19 protein-coding genes and 1 pseudogene are annotated in these 20,229 nt (G+C 66.0%); 14 read left to right on the plus strand and 6 right to left on the minus strand.

The annotated features are described in order from the left end of the window. Positions 1-233 precede the first annotated feature (233 nt). From EET03_RS24610 to EET03_RS24630, 5 genes are all read left to right on the plus strand, one after another. Entirely contained in the window at positions 234-671 is a 438-nt protein-coding gene (locus EET03_RS24610; protein ID WP_075544894.1) for an NAD(P)-dependent oxidoreductase, read from the plus strand. An 18-nt stretch (positions 672-689) separates the two neighbouring features. Beyond that, the gene (locus tag EET03_RS24615) at positions 690-1,049 is read left to right on the plus strand and encodes a DoxX family protein (RefSeq protein ID WP_075544895.1); all 360 of its coding nucleotides are present in this window, start codon (positions 690-692) and stop codon (positions 1,047-1,049) included. A 95-nt stretch (positions 1,050-1,144) separates the two neighbouring features. Further along, a complete protein-coding gene (locus tag EET03_RS24620; RefSeq protein ID WP_075544896.1) occupies positions 1,145-3,166 on the plus strand; it encodes a fatty acid desaturase in 2,022 nt (673 codons plus the stop codon). A 62-nt stretch (positions 3,167-3,228) separates the two neighbouring features. Next, positions 3,229-3,876, plus strand: coding sequence for a SatD family protein (locus EET03_RS24625; protein WP_075544897.1), 648 nt, complete (start codon positions 3,229-3,231; stop codon positions 3,874-3,876). Further along, positions 3,873-4,613, plus strand: a complete 741-nt coding sequence (locus EET03_RS24630) for a hypothetical protein (RefSeq protein WP_075544898.1) — start codon at positions 3,873-3,875, stop codon at positions 4,611-4,613. The genes EET03_RS24625 and EET03_RS24630 overlap by 4 nt, the downstream gene beginning before the upstream one ends. A 57-nt stretch (positions 4,614-4,670) precedes the next feature. Here EET03_RS24630 and EET03_RS24635 read toward each other — a convergent pair whose 3' ends face one another. The 3 genes from EET03_RS24635 to kstR2 all read right to left on the minus strand — a co-directional run bounded on the left by EET03_RS24635 (position 4,671) and on the right by kstR2 (position 7,408). Beyond that, entirely contained in the window at positions 4,671-5,540 is an 870-nt protein-coding gene (locus tag EET03_RS24635; protein WP_075544899.1) for an endonuclease domain-containing protein, read from the minus strand. A 115-nt stretch (positions 5,541-5,655) separates the two neighbouring features. Then, positions 5,656-6,804: a steroid 3-ketoacyl-CoA thiolase FadA6 gene (gene fadA6, locus EET03_RS24640; RefSeq protein WP_063468809.1), complete on the minus strand. Its 1,149-nt coding sequence runs from the start codon at positions 6,802-6,804 to the stop codon at positions 5,656-5,658. 1 nt (position 6,805) lies between these two features. Next, positions 6,806-7,408, minus strand: a complete 603-nt coding sequence (kstR2, locus tag EET03_RS24645) for a TetR family transcriptional regulator KstR2 (protein WP_063468810.1) — start codon at positions 7,406-7,408, stop codon at positions 6,806-6,808. 247 nt (positions 7,409-7,655) lie between these two features. Here kstR2 and EET03_RS31975 point away from each other — a divergent pair. Next, a pseudogene (locus EET03_RS31975) lies at positions 7,656-8,148 on the plus strand (hypothetical protein); the annotation flags it as partial. A gap of 721 nt (positions 8,149-8,869) precedes the next feature. Here the strand turns inward: EET03_RS31975 and ipdF are convergent. Further along, on the minus strand, positions 8,870-9,658 hold the full coding sequence (gene ipdF, locus EET03_RS24655) for a (5R,7aS)-5-hydroxy-7a-methyl-1-oxo-2,3,5,6,7,7a-hexahydro-1H-indene-carboxyl-CoA reductase (RefSeq protein WP_099193789.1): 789 nt from the start codon (positions 9,656-9,658) through the stop codon (positions 8,870-8,872). Then, a complete protein-coding gene (gene ipdE1, locus EET03_RS24660; RefSeq protein ID WP_075544902.1) occupies positions 9,655-10,812 on the minus strand; it encodes an acyl-CoA dehydrogenase IpdE1 in 1,158 nt (385 codons plus the stop codon). The genes ipdF and ipdE1 overlap by 4 nt, the downstream gene beginning before the upstream one ends. Positions 10,813-10,892: 80 nt before the next feature. Between ipdE1 and fadD3 the strand changes: the two genes are divergently transcribed. The 5 genes from fadD3 to EET03_RS24685 all read left to right on the plus strand — a co-directional run bounded on the left by fadD3 (position 10,893) and on the right by EET03_RS24685 (position 16,738). Next, positions 10,893-12,446, plus strand: a complete 1,554-nt coding sequence (gene fadD3 / locus EET03_RS24665) for a 3-((3aS,4S,7aS)-7a-methyl-1,5-dioxo-octahydro-1H-inden-4-yl)propanoate--CoA ligase FadD3 (protein ID WP_075544903.1) — start codon at positions 10,893-10,895, stop codon at positions 12,444-12,446. Continuing rightward, positions 12,447-13,580 carry an acyl-CoA dehydrogenase family protein gene (locus tag EET03_RS24670; RefSeq protein WP_099193790.1) on the plus strand — a complete coding sequence of 378 codons (1,134 nt, stop codon included), beginning with the start codon at positions 12,447-12,449 and terminating at the stop codon, positions 13,578-13,580. It abuts the gene before it with no gap. After that, the gene (locus EET03_RS24675; RefSeq protein ID WP_099193791.1) at positions 13,577-14,527 is read left to right on the plus strand and encodes an acyl-CoA dehydrogenase family protein; all 951 of its coding nucleotides are present in this window, start codon (positions 13,577-13,579) and stop codon (positions 14,525-14,527) included. Before EET03_RS24670 ends, EET03_RS24675 begins: the two co-directional genes overlap by 4 nt. 97 nt (positions 14,528-14,624) lie before the next feature. Further along, positions 14,625-15,575 (plus strand): acyl-CoA dehydrogenase IpdE2, encoded by a 951-nt coding sequence (gene ipdE2, locus EET03_RS24680; RefSeq protein ID WP_075544905.1) that lies wholly within the window; start codon positions 14,625-14,627, stop codon positions 15,573-15,575. Then, on the plus strand, positions 15,572-16,738 hold the full coding sequence (locus tag EET03_RS24685; protein ID WP_075544906.1) for a pyridoxal phosphate-dependent aminotransferase: 1,167 nt from the start codon (positions 15,572-15,574) through the stop codon (positions 16,736-16,738). The genes ipdE2 and EET03_RS24685 overlap by 4 nt, the downstream gene beginning before the upstream one ends. 93 nt (positions 16,739-16,831) lie before the next feature. Here the strand turns inward: EET03_RS24685 and EET03_RS24690 are convergent, their stop codons facing one another. Continuing rightward, the gene (locus EET03_RS24690) at positions 16,832-17,683 is read right to left on the minus strand and encodes an arylamine N-acetyltransferase family protein (protein ID WP_075544907.1); all 852 of its coding nucleotides are present in this window, start codon (positions 17,681-17,683) and stop codon (positions 16,832-16,834) included. A gap of 104 nt (positions 17,684-17,787) precedes the next feature. Here EET03_RS24690 and EET03_RS24695 point away from each other — a divergent pair, with 104 nt between their 5' ends. The 3 genes from EET03_RS24695 to EET03_RS24705 all read left to right on the plus strand — a co-directional run bounded on the left by EET03_RS24695 (position 17,788) and on the right by EET03_RS24705 (position 20,131). Then, complete coding sequence (locus EET03_RS24695; RefSeq protein WP_075544908.1) at positions 17,788-18,396, plus strand: mycothiol-dependent nitroreductase Rv2466c family protein; 609 nt, start codon at positions 17,788-17,790, stop codon at positions 18,394-18,396. A gap of 275 nt (positions 18,397-18,671) precedes the next feature. Next, entirely contained in the window at positions 18,672-19,211 is a 540-nt protein-coding gene (locus tag EET03_RS24700) for a redoxin domain-containing protein (RefSeq protein WP_425271558.1), read from the plus strand. Continuing rightward, the gene (locus EET03_RS24705) at positions 19,208-20,131 is read left to right on the plus strand and encodes a cytochrome c biogenesis CcdA family protein (RefSeq protein WP_082274898.1); all 924 of its coding nucleotides are present in this window, start codon (positions 19,208-19,210) and stop codon (positions 20,129-20,131) included. The genes EET03_RS24700 and EET03_RS24705 overlap by 4 nt, the downstream gene beginning before the upstream one ends. The last annotated feature ends 98 nt before the right edge of the window (positions 20,132-20,229 follow it).

Here is a 20,229-nt window from a genome sequence, read left to right on the forward strand (position 1 = left end):
ATACAGTTCGGTCAGGAGGGCATCGAGGTCTGTCTTCATAACTGTCCATCGGTGCCCTCCAACCACATCCTTCACAAGCCGACACGCCGAGAGTGCAACCACTGCGGCGCCGCTCGGCGTGTCGCCGCCGCCAGTACACACTCGGCGCAGCCGATGCACACTCCGCGCGCAGTTGGGAATTACTCATCTAGAACCGGCGTTGCTGCGGCCAGCACTGCGGGGAAGCGACGCGGTTGCTGTCGGCGGTCGGACCGCGCGGCCGAAAAGACCCTGCGGTGGCCGCCACCAGTACCCGCAGCATCGTGCGCGCCATGCAGGCCACCGGTGTCGAGCGACTGGTCGCGGTGAGTGCGGCCCCGGTCGGGCCGGTGCCCCCCGGCGAAAGTCTGCTCACGCGCCGGGTGGTGCTGCCGATCCTCACCACGGTGCTGCGCAACGTCTATACCGACCTTGCCGAGATGGAAGCCGAGTTGGGGCGCAGCGACATCGCCCGGACCGTCGTGCGGCCACCCAAACTCACGAACAAGCCGCTGACTGAAAGCTATCGAACGGCGCTGGGCGGCAACGTCCCTCGAGGCTCGGCGATATCTCGCGCCGACGTCGCGCACCTGATGCTGACCGCGCTGGATCAATCCGTGACGGTCCGGCAGGCCATTGGTATCGCCCACTAACAGAACGGAATTCCTACCATGACACCCACCTATGTCGCTGTCACACTGAGCGCTGTTGCGGCAAACGGATTTTCCGGAGTAGCCGCTCTGCTTCACTTCAAGCCGATCCTTCCCGGCATGGCCAGGGCCGGCGTCCCCGAGTCGTGGCTCACCTTCCCCATCGGCACGGTGAAGACGGCCGGCGCGATCGGCTTGGCGGTTGGTTTGGCCGGCCTACTGCCGGTCGGTGTCGCCGCGGCTGTCGGGCTCGTCCTGTTCTTCGTGTGCGCCATCTACACACACCTGCTCGCTCGCGATTACAGCCCCCAGTTCGCCCTCGCCATCGGCTTCTTGACGCTCAACGTCGCCTCGCTGGCGCTGGTGCTCAACGCACCGTGAGTTGCGGCTGATCTGCGAAGACCCCGGCCGCGCGTAAGCCGGCCGGATCAGCGCCGGTGGAGTAGTTGACGCGTGTCGACTACGCTACTTCAGCTATGTCGACCATCGGCACCGTAGACCAAGTGGCACCCGACTCATCCGCACACCATGCCCTGCCCGATCCCGGGGAGTCGGTACCCAGGCTCGCGGTGCCGACCGTCGGGATCTTCCTGGCCGCGTTGACGGCATTCGTGCTGTCGACCGTCGGCTACATCAACGGCTGGGTGCCGTTCTGGGCAACGATTCCGGTAAACGCCGCGGTGACCTTCGTGATGTTCACCGTCGTGCATGACGCGTCGCACTACTCGATCAGCTCGACCCGCTGGGTCAACGGGTTGTTCGGACGACTGGCGTGGCTTTTTGTCGGGCCGGTGGTCGCCTTCCCGTCGTTCGGGTACATCCACATCCAGCACCACCGGCACTCCAACGACGACGAACAGGACCCGGACACGTTCGCGTCGCACGGCTCGCCGTGGCTGCTGCCGCTGCGCTGGCCGATGGTCGAATACTTCTACCTCAAGTACTACCTGCCCCGGGCCCGCAGCCGACCCGTCGCCGAAGTCGCCGAGACGCTGGTGATGTTCACCTTGAGCATGGCCGGCCTTGCCGTCGCCATCGCCACCGGAGATTTCTGGACTCTTGCGGTGGTGTTCCTGATCCCGCAGCGCATCGGACTCACCGTACTGGCATGGTGGTTCGACTGGCTGCCCCACCACGGGCTGGAGGACACCCAGCGCAGCAACCGGTACCGGGCGACCCGCAACCGCGTCGGCGCGGAGTGGCTGTTCACCCCGGTGCTGCTGTCGCAGAACTACCACTTGGTGCACCATCTGCACCCCTCGGTGCCGTTCTACCGGTACCTGCGGACGTGGAAGCGCAACGAAGAGGCCTACCTGGAGCGCAACGCCGCGATCTCGACAGTCTTTGGCCAGCAACTGAATCCGGACGAGTTCCGGGAGTGGAAACAGCTCAACGGCCGGCTCGCCAAGCTGTTGCCGGTGCGGATGCCGGCACGGTCCAGCTCCCCTCACGCGGTGTTGCACCGCATCCCGGTCGCCTCGGTGGATCCGATCACCGCCGACAGCACACTGGTGACTTTCGCGGTACCCGAAGCGCTGCAGGATGCGTTTCGCTTCGAGCCGGGCCAGCATGTGACGGTGCGTACCGACCTGGGCGGGCAAGGAGTTCGGCGCAACTACTCGATCTGCGCTCCGGCCACCCGTGCTCAGTTGCGGATCGCCGTGAAACACATTCCCGGGGGCGCTTTTTCGACGTTCGTGGCCAACGAACTCAAGGCCGGCGACGTGCTCGAGCTGATGACTCCCACCGGCCGGTTCGGCACCCCGCTGCACCCGCTGAACCGCAAGCACTACGTGGGCCTGGTGGCCGGCAGCGGGATCACCCCGGTGCTGTCCATCCTGGCGACGACGCTGGAGATCGAGACCGAAAGCCGGTTCACGCTGATCTACGGCAACCGCACCAGGGAATCGACGATGTTCCGGGCGGAGCTCGACCGCCTGGAATCGCGCTACGCCGACCGCCTGGAGGTGCTGCATGTGCTGTCCAACGAACCGCTGCACACTCCCGAACTGCGGGGCCGCATCGACGCGGAAAAGCTCAACAAGTGGCTGACCGGCAGCCTGCAGCCGGACAGCGTCGACGAGTGGTTCATCTGCGGCCCAATGGAAATGACCGTCGCGGTCCGCGAGTCGTTGGTCGAACATTGCGTAGACTCCGAACACATTCACCTCGAGCTGTTCTACGGCTACGACACGTCCGAGGCCCCCGAATGTTCGTATGAGGCCGCGACCGTCACCTTCACTCTGTCCGGACAGACGGCGACGTTCGACCTGGTGCCTGGTGACTCGATTTTGGAAGGGGCGCTGCAGGTACGCGACGATGCACCGTACGCCTGCATGGGCGGCGCGTGCGGAACCTGCCGGGCCAAGCTGATCGACGGCAACGTCGAGATGGACCACAACTTCGCTCTCGGCCGGGCCGAGCTGGACGCCGGTTACATCTTGACCTGCCAGTCGCACCCGACCACTCCGTTCGTATCCGTCGACTACGATCGCTAGCGCTCACAGGCGTTTGTTTAGCTAATAGCTTAATCTGACAGAAGTTAAGCTATCATCTTCATATGGACGGCCTGAAGAAGCCGGCTTCACTTCGGGCCACGGTGATTGGCGACGTGGTCGGGTCCCGCCGTGCCGCCGACCGGTCGGCGCTGCATAGACGCGCTGCAACGGCTTTGCGGCAGGCCGCCGACGGCGCGATCGACGCACCGGCGTTCACCGTCGGCGACGAGTTCCAGGGCAGCTACCCTACTGTCGGCGCTGCCGTCGACGCCGCCATGCGAGTGCGGTTGCTGCTGGCCCCCGAGATCGACGTCCGTTTCGGGATCGGGTGGGGCGCGGTTACCATCCTCGACGCGGACGCCGGGATCCAGGACGGCCCGGCGTGGTGGGCAGCGCGAGACGCCATCAGACGTACCGCTGACATCCAGCAGCGGCCGGGCTTTGCGCTGGTGCGGACCACATTTCGGGCGCCGGATGACGCCCGCTCTGATGTCGCCGCGGTCAACGCGGCCCTGATTTGTCGGGACCATCTGCTTGGATCGCTCGATGACAGGTCATTGCGGATTGTGAGGGGCTTGATGGACGGGCTGACCAAGAAGGAACTCGCCGTAGCTGAGGGTATCAGCGCGTCGGCGGTGTCCCAGCGCGCAAGCCGTGACGGTTTGGACCTGATTACCCTTGCTTCCCAATATCTTCGGAGCATCACGTGAGCGCCGTCGCTGTTCTGCTGATCGCCGTTGGCATCGCCGACGGATGGCGGCGGCTATCGAGGGCGGTGTGGTTGCCGCTGGTCACCGGACCGGTGGTGATCGTGGCCTGTGCGGCGCTGTGCGGGCTGTGGCACGCCCGCGACATCGTGCCCCTGGGGTTGGCGGCGCTGGCGGCGGTGGCCTGGGAGGTGTTGTGCCTGCGCAGCGAACGCACCGGTGGGCACCAGCGTCCTGCGCTGGCCGTCATGGTGATCGCGCTTGTGGTGCTAATTATCCTGTCCGGGTTGGGATCTCACGCGGGTGGTCTTGCCGACCGCTGGGCTCACTGGGTGGCCCTGCCGTTGGGCACCGTCACGCCTACCCGGCTACTTGTGGTCGTCGGCGTGGTGCTGCTCCAGCTGGCGACCGGCAATCAGTTGATCCGCTTAGTGCTCGGCGCGGTGGGAGCCGTGCGTCCGGCAGGTCAGCCGCAGCCTTCGGACAAGCTCAAGGGCGGCCGGGTGCTGGGTCCCATGGAGCGCCTGCTGATTCTCAGCCTCGGCCTGGGCGGGCAGGTGGGGGCCGCCGGGGCGGTCGTGGCGGCGAAGGGTCTCATTCGGTTTCCCGAATTGAGCGCGCAGAAGGGCCGCAATGGGGAGGTTGGCATAGACGAGGTGACCGAATACTTCTTGGTGGGCAGCTTCGCGAGTTGGTTGCTAGCCCTCGGGGGTATGGCCTTGATCCTGGCCACGCGCTAACCGGTTGACATTGACGCGTTGACGCGTTGACGCGTCACGGATTTCACGCTCGGCGGCTCATGGGCGCCATCCGGCTGCCTGCATGGCCGTAACCACGCGGCCGACGAACGTGCCCCGCCGATAACGCAGCAGCTCACTGCTGACCCGGATAATCGTCCAGCCCAGATCAAGCAGTGCGGTGTAGCGGTCGATGTCCCGGTCGCGCTGCTCGGGGTCGGTCCAGTGCTGCGGCCCGTCGTACTCGATGCCCACCCGCAACTCCTCATAACCCATGTCGATGCGGGCCACGAAGTCCCCGTACTCGTCGAACACTCGGAGCTGTGTTTGCGGTCTGGGCAGGCCCGCGTCGATCAGCACCAACCGGGTTCGCGTCTCCTGCGGGGACTCCGCGCCGCCGTCGATCAGGGGCAGCACCCGCCGGAGCCGAACCAGACCCCGCGCGCCCGGGTGGTCGGCGATGACGGCCGCCACCTCGGCGACCTTGACATCGGTCGCGTTGGCCAGCGCGTCGAGCCGTTGCACTGCCCACAGCCGGGTTGCCGTGCGCCGCCCGATGTCGAAGGTCGTACGGGCGGGGCTGGTTACCGGGATTCCGTCGACCATCAACATCTCGGTGCGAAGCACCGTCTCCGTATGCACGGTGATACCAACCGGGGGCCGTCGGTTGTCATGCGCCAACTCGGCCGGCGCTCGCGGGTCCACCCACTTCGCGCCGAGTAAGGCCGCCGCCGAATTGCCGACGACCACCGCGCGCCGCCGCGACCACAGCCATGCCGCGCGTGCGCGCTGGCTGGCGGTCAGCTCGATGCCGGACGGGACGTAGACGCCCGGGTAGACGCGTTCGTACATCGCGCGCATGGCCCGCTCCGGAATGGCCGCCGCGGCCAATGCCTCCGCACCCAAGAACGGCCAACCGGGTTCGCTCATGGGCGAATGCTGACAGCACCCACCGACAGCCCGCCGACGCCGAGCGCCGAGTGTGCATCCCACGACGCGACACGCCGACGAAGCGTCGCGTGGTTCACACTCGTCGCCCCGCAGGTTAGAGGCGCTCGATGATCGTCACGTTGGCCGTGCCGCCGCCCTCGCACATGGTCTGCAGCCCATAGCGACCACCGACGCGGTCGAGTTCGTTGAGCATGGTGGTGAACAGCTTTGCGCCGGTGGCTCCCAACGGATGACCCAGCGCGATCGCACCGCCGTTGGGGTTGACCTTCTCCGGATCGGCCTTGATTTCCTTGAGCCAGGCCAAAACTACCGACGCGAACGCCTCATTGATTTCCACGACGTCGATATCGTCGATGGAAAGCCCGGTCTTCTCCAGCGCATAACGGGTGGCCGGTATCGGGCCTGTCAGCATGAACACCGGATCGGCGCCGCGCGCACTGATGTGGTGGATGCGCGCCCGCGGGGTCAAGTTGTGTTCCTTGACGGCTCGCTCGGAGGCCAGGAGCACCGCGCTGGCGCCGTCGGAGATCTGGCTGGCCAGCGCGGCGGTAAGCCGGCCGCCGTCGACGAGGGTCGGCAGTCCGGCCATTTTTTCCAGCGATGTCTCACGAGGGCCCTCGTCCAGGCGGAAGTCACCCACCGCCACGATCTCATTGTCGAAATGCCCTGCCCTGATTGCGGATAGCGCATGCTCGTGGCTGCTGAGCGCGAACCGCTCCATCTCTTCACGGGACAGGTTCCACCGCTCGGCGATCATTTCGGCGCCGCGGAACTGCGAGATCTCCTGGTCGCCGTAGCGGTGCTGCCACCCCTTCGACTCGGCAGTCGGCGTGCTGAAACCGAACTGCTTGCCGACCTCCATGGCCGAAGAGATCGGGATCTGACTCATGTTCTGGATCCCGCCGGCCACGATGATGTCGGCCGTCTGCGCCATAATTGCTTGTGCGCCAAAGGCAATCGCCTGCTGACTGGAGCCGCATTGCCGGTCGACGGTGACGCCGGGAACCTCTTCCGGATACCCCGCGGCCAGCCACGCCAGCCGGCCGATGTTGCCGGCCTGTCCGCCGACGGCGTCCACACAACCGACAATCACATCCTCGACCGCGGCCGGGTCGACGTCGACGCGCTCGAACAGGCCTCGGAATACGCCCGCCCCCAGGTCGAGCGGATGCACGCCGGCGAGTGCTCCGTTGCGCTTGCCGACCGCTGTTCGCACGGCGTCAACGACGTACGCCTCGGGCATGTCACACTCCTTCTCTCGTGATCCCGCCAAGAACGATGGCGAGGTATTTCTGACCCACCTGCTCGGCGGTGAGCGGTCCGCCGGGCTGATACCAGCGCACCGATACCCAGGTGGTGTCCCGGATGAAGCGGTAGACCAAGTCGACGTCGAGGTCGGGCCGGAAGTAGCCCTCCGCAACACCTTGCTTGAGCACCTCCACCCACATCTTGCGTTGCTGCTTGTTGCGGTCCTCGAGATAGGAGAACCGGGGCTGCGACGACAGTCGCTGGGCTTCGTCCTGGTAGATGACGACTTGGGCGTGCCTATGCTCGATTGCCTCGAACGACGCCATGAACAGCCCCTTGAGCCGTTCCAGCGGATTGGGCTCGGTGTCCACGATTTCGCGGTAGCGATTAAACAGCCAGTCGAGGAACCCGCGCAGCAGCTCGTCGACCATCTCCTCCTTGGAGGAGAAATGGTGATACAGGCTGCCGGAGAGGATGCCGGCACCGTCGGCGATGTCGCGCACGGTGGTGGCGCGCAGGCCGCGCTCGGCGAACATTGCCGCGGCGAGCTCCAGCAACTCGTCTCGTCGGCTAATAGCCTGACCGGCCACTCGGTCCATCCGACCAGACTATCAACCAAGCGCTTGCTCGGCCAACGAGGTGCGCCCGGAGCGCGTTCGGCCGGAAGGGTTTCTTCTTACATTCGCGCATCCCTGTTCCGGCATTTCGGGCGAAACCCGCCGGTGACGCGTGTCGTCGTCGTAGTGTTCTGGCGTTGCGCGGCGGTGTAGCCCGAAGTTACGGCTGCCTGGGTAAGGGTTTCCGCCCTGAACTGAGGGTTTGCTGGTTTGCTGGTTTGTTGGTGTGAACCTGGGCATGGGCAACTTCGGCCTCGGCAACAGCGGCTTGCTGAACACCGGCCTCTTCAACTCGGGTGAATTGAACGCCGGCTTCGGGAACGGCGGGACCCTCAACACGGGCTCGTGGAATTCGGGCGACGGAAACACCGGCTCCGGCAACTCGGGCGAGACCAACAAGTTTGTGGAATTCGGGCGATGTGAACACCAGCATCGGGTCGACCACCGACAGCGGCCTGGTCAACTCCGGTTTCAACAACACCGGCGATGGTGTCTCGGGCTTCTTCAACACCGCGACCGGCACTGCCGCCGGCGGTATCTCGGGCCTCTTCAACCAGGCCAGCGGAGGATCATTATTCAACGGTGCTATCTCCGGCATGGGGAACACCGGCGTCCCGAGTACGGGCCCCACGGTGAGCGGCTTCGACACGGGCTTCTTCAACACCGGCACCGCTCTGTCGGGCTTGTTCAGCATCGAACAACCGTTGAAACAACTGACGTAGCCGGACAGATCGGCCAGACATCCCGAATCGGCAATCTGGGCGAGCAGGGTCATGGTGATTCGAGGTGCCCTATCCGTCAGGCAGTACGAGGAGACGTGGGCAGCCGGCTTCTCGGCGATGACGGGCTGTCAGGCCGGTGCGGCGACAGCGGGTTGAACCCCTTCGAGCACTGCTACAAGACGCGGGACGCACCCTCCTCGAGACATGGCTTGGCTGCGCCGCACACGCCGACATTGTCGCTACTAGGAGCGGTTGTGGGGCTGTGCCCCGGTGTGGGGAGAGGGAAATCGCGTGCTGGTGCGGTTGGGTCGGTGGCTGAAGGCACCGAGTGAGCAACGCTGAAGGCTCCGAGTGTGCACTGATGGTGCCGAGTGTGCGCTGGCGGTGCCGACTGTGCCGTCAGGGCGGCTGATCGCGGGCGTTCCCGCCCTACATGCACAGTCAAAGCCGTCACTGCACACTCGATACGGCGGCATGACAGCCGATACGGTGAGCACGTGCGACATCCCCCGATCGCCTGCCATCACAAGAGGTTCGAGCGAAGGTGCGGTATCGGCGTGCCGAAAACACAGCCAAGTTGTGCCTGGGCATCCAAGGCTGCGCAAGAAGACATCGTTGACCAGCCGCATCCGTGGTCACCATGAATTTCCGAGTGAGACGGGCAAAAGCAATACCTCTCCCGGCCGGGGACTGCGATCGCCGATAAGAGCTCACCAACCGCCTACGGGTGCTGGTTCGATACTGAAATAACCTCGCCCGTAAGGTAACTCGAGTAATCACTGGCCAGAAACGCGATGGTGGCCGCGACTTCCCAGGGTTCGGCGGCACGGCCGAACGCCTCTCGCGCGGACAGCCGGTCCAGCAGCTCGGCCGACGTGGTCTTGTCCAAGAACTTGTGCCGGGCGATGCTGGGTGAAACGGCGTTGATCCGCACCCCGTACTCGGCGGCTTCTATTGCACTGCAACGGGTCAGCGCCATCACTCCCGCTTTGGCGGCGGCATAGTGCGCCTGCGAATGCTGGGCTCGCCAGCCGAGAACGCTGGCGTTGTTGACGATCACTCCGCCGTGCGGGGCGTCGCGGAAGTAACGCAGCGCGGCCCGGGTGGCCCGGAACACCGACGTCAGGGAGACGTTCAGAACACGGTCCCACTCGTCGTCGGTCATGTCCGCCACCGGCGTCTGGCCACCGAGGCCGGCGTTGTTGACCAGCACGTCGAGCCGGCCCAGGCGTGCGGTGGTCGAGTCGATGAGGGCATCCACCTGCACACTAGACGTCACGTCGCACAGCACACTTTCGACCCGGCCCAGCCCCAGCGCGGCCAGTTCGGCGGCGGTCTCCCCCAGCCGTCGCTCGTGGTGGTCGGAGATCACCACGTCGGCCCCCTCGGCCAGCGCGCGGCGCGCGGTGGCCGACCCGATGCCGGTACCTGCGGCCGCGGTCACCACCACCACTTTGCCGTCCAAAAGTCCATGTCCGGGAATCTCTTTCGGAGCGACGGACAAATTCATCCCTTGACCTCCCGCGGCAAGCCGAGCACCCGCTCGGCAATGATGTTGCGCTGAATCTCGTTGGAACCGCCGTAGATGGTGTCGGCCCGGGTGAACAGATACAGCCGCTGCCATTCGTCGAATTCACCGTCGGTCAACGCGAGGCCCGGCTTGCCGATCACGTCCATCGCCAGCTCCCCGAGCGAGCGATGCCAGTTGGCCCACAACAACTTCGACACGTTGTCCTGGCCGGGCTGGTCGACAGCCGGCCCTTCCAGGGTGGCCAGCGCGTAGCTACGCATCGCCCGCAGCCCGGTCCACGCCCGGGTCAGCCGCTCCCGGATGAACGGATCGGCGGCGGCGCCGGTGTGCCGCGCGAGCTCGACCAACCGCGAAAGCTCACGGGCATAGACGATTTGCTGACCCAGCGTGGACACTCCGCGCTCAAAGGTCAGCGTCGCCATCGCGACCCGCCACCCGTCGCCCGGCTGGCCCACCACCATGCCCGCGTCGGTGCGGGCGTCGTCGAAGAACACCTCGTTGAACTCCGACGTGCCGGTGATCTGGACAATCGGCCGGATCTGCACTCCGGGCTGATCCAGCGGCACCAGCAGATATGACAGCCCGGCATGCCGTTTGGAGCCCTTCTCGGTGCGCGCCACCACGAAGCACCACTGCGACAGGTGCGCCAGTGACGTCCACACCTTCTGGCCGTTGATCACCCACTGGTCGCCGTCGAGCTCCGCGGTGGTCGACACGTTGGCCAGGTCACTGCCCGCGCCCGGCTCCGAATAGCCTTGGCACCACAGCTCGGTGACGTCGAGAATGCGCGGCAGGAAGCGCTGCTGCTGTTCGGGCGTCCCGAACGCGATCAGGGTCGGGCCCAGCAACTCTTCGCCGAAGTGGTTGACCTTCACCGGAGCGTCGGCGCGCGCATACTCCTCGTAGAACGCCACCCGGTGCGCGGTCGGCAGCCCCCGTCCACCGTGTTCGACCGGCCAGCCCAAGCAGGTCAGCCCGGCGGCCGCAAGATGCTGATTCCATGCCCGGCGTTCTTCGAACGCCTCGTGCTCGCGTCCCGGCCCGCCGAGTCCCTTGAGAGCTGCGAATTCGCCGACCAGATTGTCCCCGAGCCACTGGCGGACCTCGGCCCGGAACTCCTCGACGTCCTGCATGACCTGTAGGCTAACCTACCAAGCACTTGCTTTGTTAGGCCGCCGGTGAAGGCGCCGCGCGCCGCTTAGAGGAGCATTCGATGACCGACGATCCGCGTACCGTGCCCGCGGCTCTGGATCGTCTCGCGGGCATGTTCCCCGACCACGACGTCTTGATCACCGACGACCGGAGCTTCACGGCCACCGCTCTGCGCGCCGAGGTGCACCGGGCGGCGGCGGCGCTGATCGCACTGGGCGTCGAGCCCGGCGATCGGGTGGCCATCTGGTCACCGAACACCTGGCACTGGGTGGTGGCCTGCCTGGCGATCCATCACGCCGGGGCGGCCATGGTGCCGCTGAACACCCGCTACACCGCCGACGAGGCCACCGACATCCTGAGCCGCACGCGTGCGCCGGTGCTGTTCGCGATGGGCCGGTTCCTCGGCGCCGATCGGGTCGCCGCCCTGGATCGCCTGAACTCTCAAGCCCTGCCCGCGCTTCGGCACATCGTGCGGATTCCGATCGAGGCCGACGATCCTGTCCACGGCACCTGGGACGAGTTCATCGCTCAAGGCACCGACACCCACGCCGTCGAACTCCGCGCGGCCGCCGTCGCACCCGACGACGTCAGCGACATCCTGTTCACCTCCGGCACCACCGGCCGCAGCAAGGGCGTGCTGTGTGCGCACCGTCAATCGCTCGCAGCCTCGGCGTCGTGGGCCGCCAACGGCAAGATCACCGGCGACGACCGCTATCTGTGCATCAACCCGTTCTTCCACAACTTCGGGTACAAGGCCGGCATCTTGGCCTGCCTACAAACCGGGGCCACGCTGATCCCGCACCTGACCTTCGATCCGCTGCGCACCCTGCAGGCGATCGAGCAGCACCGCATCACGGTGTTGCCCGGGCCGCCCACCATCTACCAGACCCTGCTGGACCACCCGGCGCGCCGCGACTACGACCTGAGCTCGCTGCGGTTCGCGGTGACCGGCGCGGCCACCGTACCGGTGGTGCTGGTGGAACGCATGCAGTCCGAACTCGACATCGACATCGTGCTGACCGCCTACGGCCTGACCGAGGCCAACGGCATGGGAACGATGTGCCGCCCCGACGACGACGCGGTGACCGTCGCCACCACCTGCGGGCGGCCTTTTGCCGGCTTCGAATTGCGCATCGACGCTGTGACCGGTTCTCAGACAGGAGAAGTGCTGTTGCGCGGACCCAACGTCATGCTGGGGTATCTCGACGACCCGGAGGCGACGGCGGCCGCCATCGACGCCGACGGCTGGTTGCACACCGGCGACATCGGTGCCGTCGACGAGGCCGGCAACCTGCGCATCACCGACCGCCTCAAGGACATGTACATCTGCGGTGGATTCAACGTCTACCCTGCCGAGGTCGAACAGGTGCTGGCCCGGCTGGACGGGGTGGCCGACGCCGCCGTGATCGGTGTTCCCGACCAGCGCCTCGGCGAAGTCGGCCGAGCCTTCGTGGTGCCCCGGCCCGGCGCCAACCTCGACGAAGCTACGGTAATCGCTTACACCCGTGAGCATTTGGCAAACTTCAAGGCGCCGCGGTCGGTGCGGTTCGTCGATGCCTTGCCCCGCAACGCCGGCGGCAAGGTGGTCAAATCACAACTGCGAGAGTTGGCCTGAATGGACCTGGCATTCGATAAGGAAACCCTGGCCTTCCAGGCTGAGGTGCGCGAGTTTCTGTCGGCCAACAAAGACTCTATCCCGACGAAGTCCTACGACAACGCCGAAGGCTTTGCCCAGCATCGAATTTGGGATCGGGTACTGTTCGACGCCGGCCTGTCGGTGATCACCTGGCCCAAGAAGTACGGCGGGCGCGACGCCCCGCTGCTGCACTGGGTGGTGTTCGAGGAGGAGTACTTCCGCGCCGGTGCGCCGGGTAGGGCCAGCGCCAACGGCACCTCGATGTTGGCACCGACCCTGTTCGCCCACGGCACTCAACAGCAGCTGGACCGGATTATGCCGAAAATGGCCAGTGGTGAGCAGATCTGGGCTCAGGCCTGGTCGGAGCCCGAGTCCGGCAGCGACCTGGCTTCACTGCGGTCCACCGCCACCAAGACCGACCGCGGCTGGCTGCTCAACGGTCAGAAGATCTGGAGCTCACGGGCGCCGTTCGCCGACATGGGCTTTGGGCTGTTTCGGTCTGATCCGTCGGCCGAGCGGCACCGCGGCCTGACCTACTTCATGTTCGACCTGAAAGCACCGGGTGTCACGGTGCGGCCCATCGCGCAATTGGGCGGCGACACCGGCTTCGGTGAGATCTTCCTCGATGACGTCTTCGTTCCCGACGAGGATGTCATCGGCACCCCGAACGACGGCTGGCGCGCGGCCATGAGCACGTCGAGCAACGAACGCGGCATGTCGCTGCGCAGCCCGGCCCGGTTCCTGGCCGTGGCGGAGCGGCTGGTGCGGCTATGGAAAGCCAACGGCTCCCCACCGGAATTCGCCGACCGCGTCGCCGACGGATGGATCAAGGCGCAGGCCTACCGGCTGCAGACCTTCGGCACGGTCACCCGGCTCGCCGGCGGCGGCGAGCTGGGCGCCGAATCGTCGGTGACCAAGGTGTTCTGGTCCGAGCTCGACGTGGAATTGCATCAGACCGCGCTGGACATCCTGGCCGCAGACGCAGAACTGACCGGCCCGTGGACCGACGGCCTGTTGTTTGCCCTGGGCGGACCAATCTATGCGGGCACCAACGAAATCCAGCGCAACATCATTTCGGAACGGCTGCTGGGCCTGCCACGAGAGAAGAAGTGACCGTGGACTTTGCGCTTGATCAACAACAACGTGATTTCGCCGCCAGTATCGACGCGGCGCTGGGTGCTGCCGATCTGCCCGGCGCGGTTCGCGCCTGGTCGGCGGGCGATGCCGCGCCCGGCCGCAAGGTGTGGCAGCAATTGGCCACCCTTGGCGTCACCGCACTCAACGTGCCGGAGAAGTTCGACGGTCTGGCAGCCGATCCGGTGGACCTGGTGGTCGCGCTGGAACGGCTCGGCCGCTGGTGTGTGCCCGGGCCGGTCACCGAATCCATCGCCGTTGCACCGGTTTTGCTGGCCAATGACGATCAGGCCGAGCGCTGCGCCGGCCTGGCCTCCGGTGAGCTGATCGCCACCGTCGCACTACCACCGCAGGTGCCGCGCGCCGTCGACGCCGACACCGCCGGATTGGTGTTACTGGCTGGTGAGGCCGCTGTCGCCGAAGGCACGCCGGGCCGGCGCCATGCGTCCGTCGACCCCAGCCGTCACCTCTACGACGTGGCGGCGACCGGCGAAACTTGGCATGCAGACATCAAGCGCGCCTACGAGTTCGGCGTACTGGCCACGGCGGCACAACTGGTCGGTGCCGCCGAAGCACTGCTGCGCGCGGCCGTCGACTATGCCAAGCAGCGCACGCAGTTCGGCCGGGTCATCGGCTCGTATCAGGCGATCAAGCACAAACTCGCCGACGCCCACATCGCGGTCGAGCTGGCCCGTCCGCTGGTTTACGGCGCGGCGTTGTCGCTGCAGCCTCGTGATGTCAGCGCCGCCAAGGTGGCCGCGGGTGAGGCGGGTCTGCTGGCGGCCCGCTCGGCGTTACAGACTCACGGCGCCATCGGATTCACCCAGGAACACGACCTGTCGCTGTGGCTGCTGAAGGTGCAGGCCTTGCGTTCGGCCTGGGGTACACCGAAGGTACATCGGCGGCGAGTGCTGGAGGCGTTATGACCCGCGCCGGCGACGCTGCAGTGGGGGTACCGCCCGGTTGCGGGGGACATAGCGATGTGGGGGCACCACCCGTTTGCGGGGGAGAGGAGCGCCGCTCATGACCGACGAACGGGAGATGCTGCGCGCGACCGTTGCCGCCCTGGTGGCCAAGCACGCAAGTCCAGCCGCGGTGCGAGCGGCGATGGAGTCCGACCGCGGCTACGACGAGGCCCTGTGGCGGCTGCTGTGCGAACAGGTCGGCGCCGCCGCCCTGGTCGTCCCCGAGGAGCTCGGCGGCGCCGGCGGCGAATTAGCCGACGCGGCGACGGTTTTGCAAGAGCTGGGCCGGGCGCTGGTGCCCTCCCCGCTGCTGGGCACCACGCTGACGGAACTGGCGCTGCTGGCCGCGACCGAGCCGGACACCGAGACGCTCACCCGGCTCGCCGCGGGCACCTCGATCGGCGCGCTGGTCCTCGACCCCGACTACGTGGTCAACGGTGACGTCGCCGACGTCGTCGTCGCCGCGCAAGACGGGCAACTGAGCAGGTGGACTCGCTTCACCGCGCATACCGTCGCCACCATGGATCCCACCCGCCGGCTGGCCCGCATGCAGCCGCAGGGAACCCGGACGATCGGCGCCGACCCGGGACTGGCCGACTCGGCAGCAATTCTGCTGGCCGCCGAGCAGATCGGCGCCGCGGAACGCTGCCTGGAGCTGACCGTCGAATACACCAAGAGCCGAGTGCAATTCGGCCGCCCCATCGGCAGCTTCCAGGCACTCAAACATCGGATGGCCGATCTGTACGTGATGGTCGCCGCGGCGCGGTCCGTCGTCGCCGACGCCTGCAACCAACCCACACCCGCCAATGCGGCCACCGCACGACTGGCTGCCTGCGAAGCGCTCAGCGCCGTAGCCGCCGAGGGCATCCAGTTGCATGGTGGCATCGCGATCACCTGGGAACATGACATGCACCTGTATTTCAAACGGGCACACGGCAGTACGCACCTGCTGGATTCGCCACGAGACTTGCTGCGGCAGTTGGAGTCCGAGGTGCTCCCCGCACCATGACCCATCGTGTTGCCCGGCGCGCGGGCATTCCACCGTTTCACGTGATGGATGTCTGGCTGGCGGCCGCCGAGCGCCAGCGCATCCACGGCGATCTGGTCAACCTTTCGGCGGGTCAGCCCAGCGCGGGGGCTCCGGAACCGGTACGTGCCGCTGCGGCCGCCGCCCTGCATCTCAACCAACTGGGTTACACGGTGGCACTGGGTATTCCGGAGCTGCGTGCCGCGATCGCGGCGGACTACGAGCGCCAGCACGGCATCACGGTCGGCCCGGACGCGGTCGTGGTCACCACCGGTTCTTCGGGCGGCTTCCTGCTCACCTTCCTGGCATGCTTCGACGTCGGTGACCGGGTCGCGATGGCCAGCCCCGGCTATCCGTGTTATCGAAACATCTTGTCAGCGTTGGGATGTGAGGTGGTGGAGATACCGTGCGGCGCGGCGACCCGGTTTCAGCCCACCGTGCAGATGCTCGCCGAACTCGACCCGCCGGTGCAGGGACTGGTCGTGGCCAGCCCGGCCAATCCCACCGGGACGGTCATCCCGCCCGCCGAGCTGTCGGCGATCGCGTCCTGGTGCGACGAATCCGGGGTCCGGCTGATCAGCGATGAGGTCTACCACGGCCTGGTGTACGAGGGAGCACCGCAGACCAGCTGCGCTTGGCAGACCTCACGAAACGCGGTGGTGGTCAACAGCTTTTCCAAGTACTACGCAATGACTGGCTGGCGACTCGGTTGGCTGCTGGTGCCGACCGAGCTGCGCCGGGCGGTCGACTGCCTCACCGGCAACTTCACCATCTGCCCGCCGGTGTTGTCGCAGATTGCCGCGGTATCGGCGTTCACCCCCGAGGCGACCGCGGAAGCCGACGGCAATCTGCGGCACTATGCGCTCAACCGCTCCATGCTGCTCGACGGCCTGCGTCGCATCGGGGTTGATCGGCTGGCTCCCACCGACGGAGCGTTCTACGTCTACGCCGATGTCTCGGACTTCACCACCGACTCGTTGGCCTTCTGCTCGAGGTTGCTGGCCGACACCGGCGTGGCGATCGCGCCGGGCGTCGACTTCGACACCTCGCAGGGCAACTCGTTTGTCCGGATGTCGTTCGCCGGGCCGACCAGCGACATCGAAGAAGCCCTGCGCCGAATGGCGTCCTGGCTGCCGGGCCGCTAGGTGTTGGGCCCGGTGCTCAGCCGGTGCCCCGTTTGCCCCGCAGTCAGCGACAAATCAAGGCGCACAACGGGTTTGTCGCTGTCAGCGGTCGTGCTATGCAGTCGCCCTTCGCCCGCCTCCGAAACAGACTTGGTCGATGCGGGCTTCGAGCGCGCTGCGTTCGCCGACATCGGCCACGTCGATGCCGAAGCGCCCGCTCAGGGTGTCGACAACCGCGGCCGCGTCCTCCAGCACGGTCTTCTCGGTCCGGCCGCCGCGATGGACCGCCAGGATTTGGCCCGTCAAGTTCCACCGCGCGTCGTCGGTCACGGTGGCAGCCATCAAGCCGGTGACGAAGTGCGACGACGGGTGCGTCGAGACAAACCAACTGCCCACCTTCAAGTCGATCGGCGGCCGGCTGACCGTGCTGAATTCATAGAGCGGCTGCCACTCATCGCGAACCAGCGCCTGCAGCACCAGCCCGTCGCCGCGGTCATCGAGCCGATACGGTCCATGCGTCGTTTGCTCAATGCATCCGGTCTGCAGCCGCAGCGGCGACGTCGGCGTCTGGCCGCCGAAACCGACGTCCACCAGATACGAACCGTGCGAGCCGGGAAAGGCCACCGCCAGCACGGTGTGTGTCTGGGCCGGCAGCGGCGCATCCGGCGGCGCCATCCATACCACCCGGCCGGCCAGCCGCCGCGGCCGAAATCCGAGTTCGGCCAGCACGTCGCCGATCAGACCGTTGTGCTCGTAGCAGTAACCGCCGCGGCGCCGGTGGACGAGCTTGTCCATCAGCGATTCCGGGCTCAAGTCGTCGACCGGCACCCCCATCAGCGGATCGAGGTTCTCGAACGGAATCGCCCGGGTGTGGGCGCTCACCACTTCCCGCAACACCGCCAAGGTGGGTTCGGTAGGACCGCGATAGCCGATGCGTTCGAAATACGCGTTGAGATCCAGCGCCATAGAGCCATTTTGCTGGCTGGCGCACGACTTCGACAGCATATACCCAAGGGGGTATCATGGCGTCAGTTCGCCCGACATCGGGAAAGCTGCAGAAGGAGGAGCCAGTGGCTGACGTCGAACTCTACATCGATCCGGTATGCCCCTTCGCCTGGGCCGCTTCGCGATGGCTGCTCGATGCCGCGCACAAGACGGACACACCGCTCACGCTGCGGCAGATGAGCCTGGCCGTACTCAACGAGGGCAACGACCTCAACCCGAAACAACAGCAGATGATGGATCGATCACGACGGCTCGGACGGCTGTTCGCCGCGGTAGCCAGCCAGCATGGGCCGGACGCTTTCGCACGGCTTTACGACTCGGTCGGTGCCCGTATCCATGTGCGTGGCAAAGAGATGTCCGCCGATGAGGTCCGCAAATCCCTGGCCGAATGCGGACTTGACGAATCGCTCGCCGAATCGCTTGACGACAGCGCACTCGACGAGGCCGCCAGGCGCGCGCACCAAGCCAGCCAGGATGCGCTGGGCGGCTCGGCGGGCAGCCCGATCATCGCGGTCGACGGGCGCGGGTTTTTTGGACCGGTGCTGACCGGGATACCCGGCAGCGACGACGGCGTCCGCCTGCTCGAGGCCGTCCTCACCGCCGCGACCACACCTGAATTCGCCGTGCTGCAACGGCCTTACCAGGGGCCGCCCGTTCTCGGGGAGGCTCGCTGAATGTGCCACGCGGTCAGGTGTCGCACCTGCGGGAAAGTGACGTGGGCCGGTTGCGGAGCGCACGTAGATCAGGTCCGCGCGGCGGTGCCGGAATCGCAGTGGTGTCCAGGTCACGCGAAGGAACCCCCCAGGCGCATGTGGCATCCGCGGCGGACCTAGCAGCAGCGGCAGCAACCCGGGTCTCACTACTATCTACGTACGTAGGTAGTATTTTGGTCGCTACCGGCCGCGCAGTCTCGCCAATTCGACGGAAAGGGATCACCATGCCACGGCGCCTGACCGCCTCGCTTGCCATCACCGCCGCTGCCGCGACGATCGTCACAGCCTGCAGCTCTTCCGGGGCACGATCTGACCCGGCCAATACGCTAGCGCCATCATCCAGCAGGCCCGCCGGCCCGAGCGCACGCGTACCTGCCCAACTGCAGTTCACCGCCAAAACACTTGATGGACATACATTTTCGGGTGACAGTTTGGCGGGAAGAGCCGCGGTGTTGTGGTTCTGGACGCCCTGGTGCCCAAAGTGCCAGCATGAAGCACCGATCGCGGCGGACGTCGCCACGGCGCACCCGCGTGTGACGTTCGTGGGGGTAGCCGCACGCGACCAGGTGTCGGCGATGCAGGGCTTCGTCGACAGATACCAATTGGGCGGTTTCACTCAGTTAGCCGATACCGAGGGGGTGGTCTGGGCAAAATTCGGCGTAACGCAGCAACCGGCGTGGGCGTTCGTGAGCGCCAACGGCGACGTCGACGTCGTCAAAGGTTCGCTGACTCAGTCTGAACTGAACGAGCGGATCGACGGGCTTGTCAGCCGGTGATCGATACCACAGCACTGAGCTTTGCCCTGGGCGCCGGACTGGTAGCTGCCCTCAATCCATGTGGATTTGCTTTCCTGCCAAGCTATTTGGGCTTGGTGATCGCCGGTAGTCAGGGAGTCTCACGTCCGACAGCCCTGATCCGCGCCGGCGCCGCGACCGCGGGAATGTCCGTCGGATTCCTGACGGTCTTCGGCATTTTCGGGCTACTCGTCGCACCGGTGATCGCGTCGGCCCAAAGGTACCTGCCGTTTGCCACCGTGGTCATCGGGGTCCTCCTGGTGGCTTTGGCTGTCTGGTTGCTGGCCGGAAAGGACGTCACCATCATCCTGCCGAAACCCGCGGGTGGTACGCCGACAAGGCGGCTTACCTCCATGTACGGCTACGGCGTGGGTTACGCGATTGCGTCACTTTCGTGCACGGTTGCACCGTTTCTCGCCGTCATCAGCACCACGTTCAGGCAGGGTGCCGTGCTTTCGGGTGTGCTGGCTTTCGTCGCGTACGCGGGCGGAATGACGATTACGGTGGGGGTGGCAGCGCTGACGGTCGCCCTGGCCAGCTCCGCGGCCACCGCGACATTTCGGCGTGTTCTGCCCTTCGTAGGCCGAATAGTCGGCGTAATCGTGCTGCTGACTGGGCTATACGTCGCGTATTACGGCTACTACGAACTGCGGCTGTATTTTGCCAATGCCGAAGCCGACGACCCCGTGATCGGGGCCGCTAACGCCGTGCAGGACTGGCTGATTCAGTTGGTCGACGGGGTGAGCCCATGGTCCCTCGTCGGCGCCTTGGCTGCGCTGGTCGCCGTGGGAGTGGGCTGGCATACATTGGTTCGATGGCGCGCCCCGAACCGCAATGCGATCGTCACAGATAACAGGCCAGCCCGACCGCCAACCTCAATAGTTCACGCGATTCGGTGCTGAGGTGTGTCGTGAACGTGAAAGGTGCACTGCCTCAACGATAATCGATGTTTGCTAGCGTTCGAGAATCGATCAAGGAGTGCACCTATCAGATGCAGGCT

The organism is Mycobacterium innocens, assembly GCF_900566055.1.
GTDB lineage: Bacteria > Actinomycetota > Actinomycetes > Mycobacteriales > Mycobacteriaceae > Mycobacterium > Mycobacterium innocens.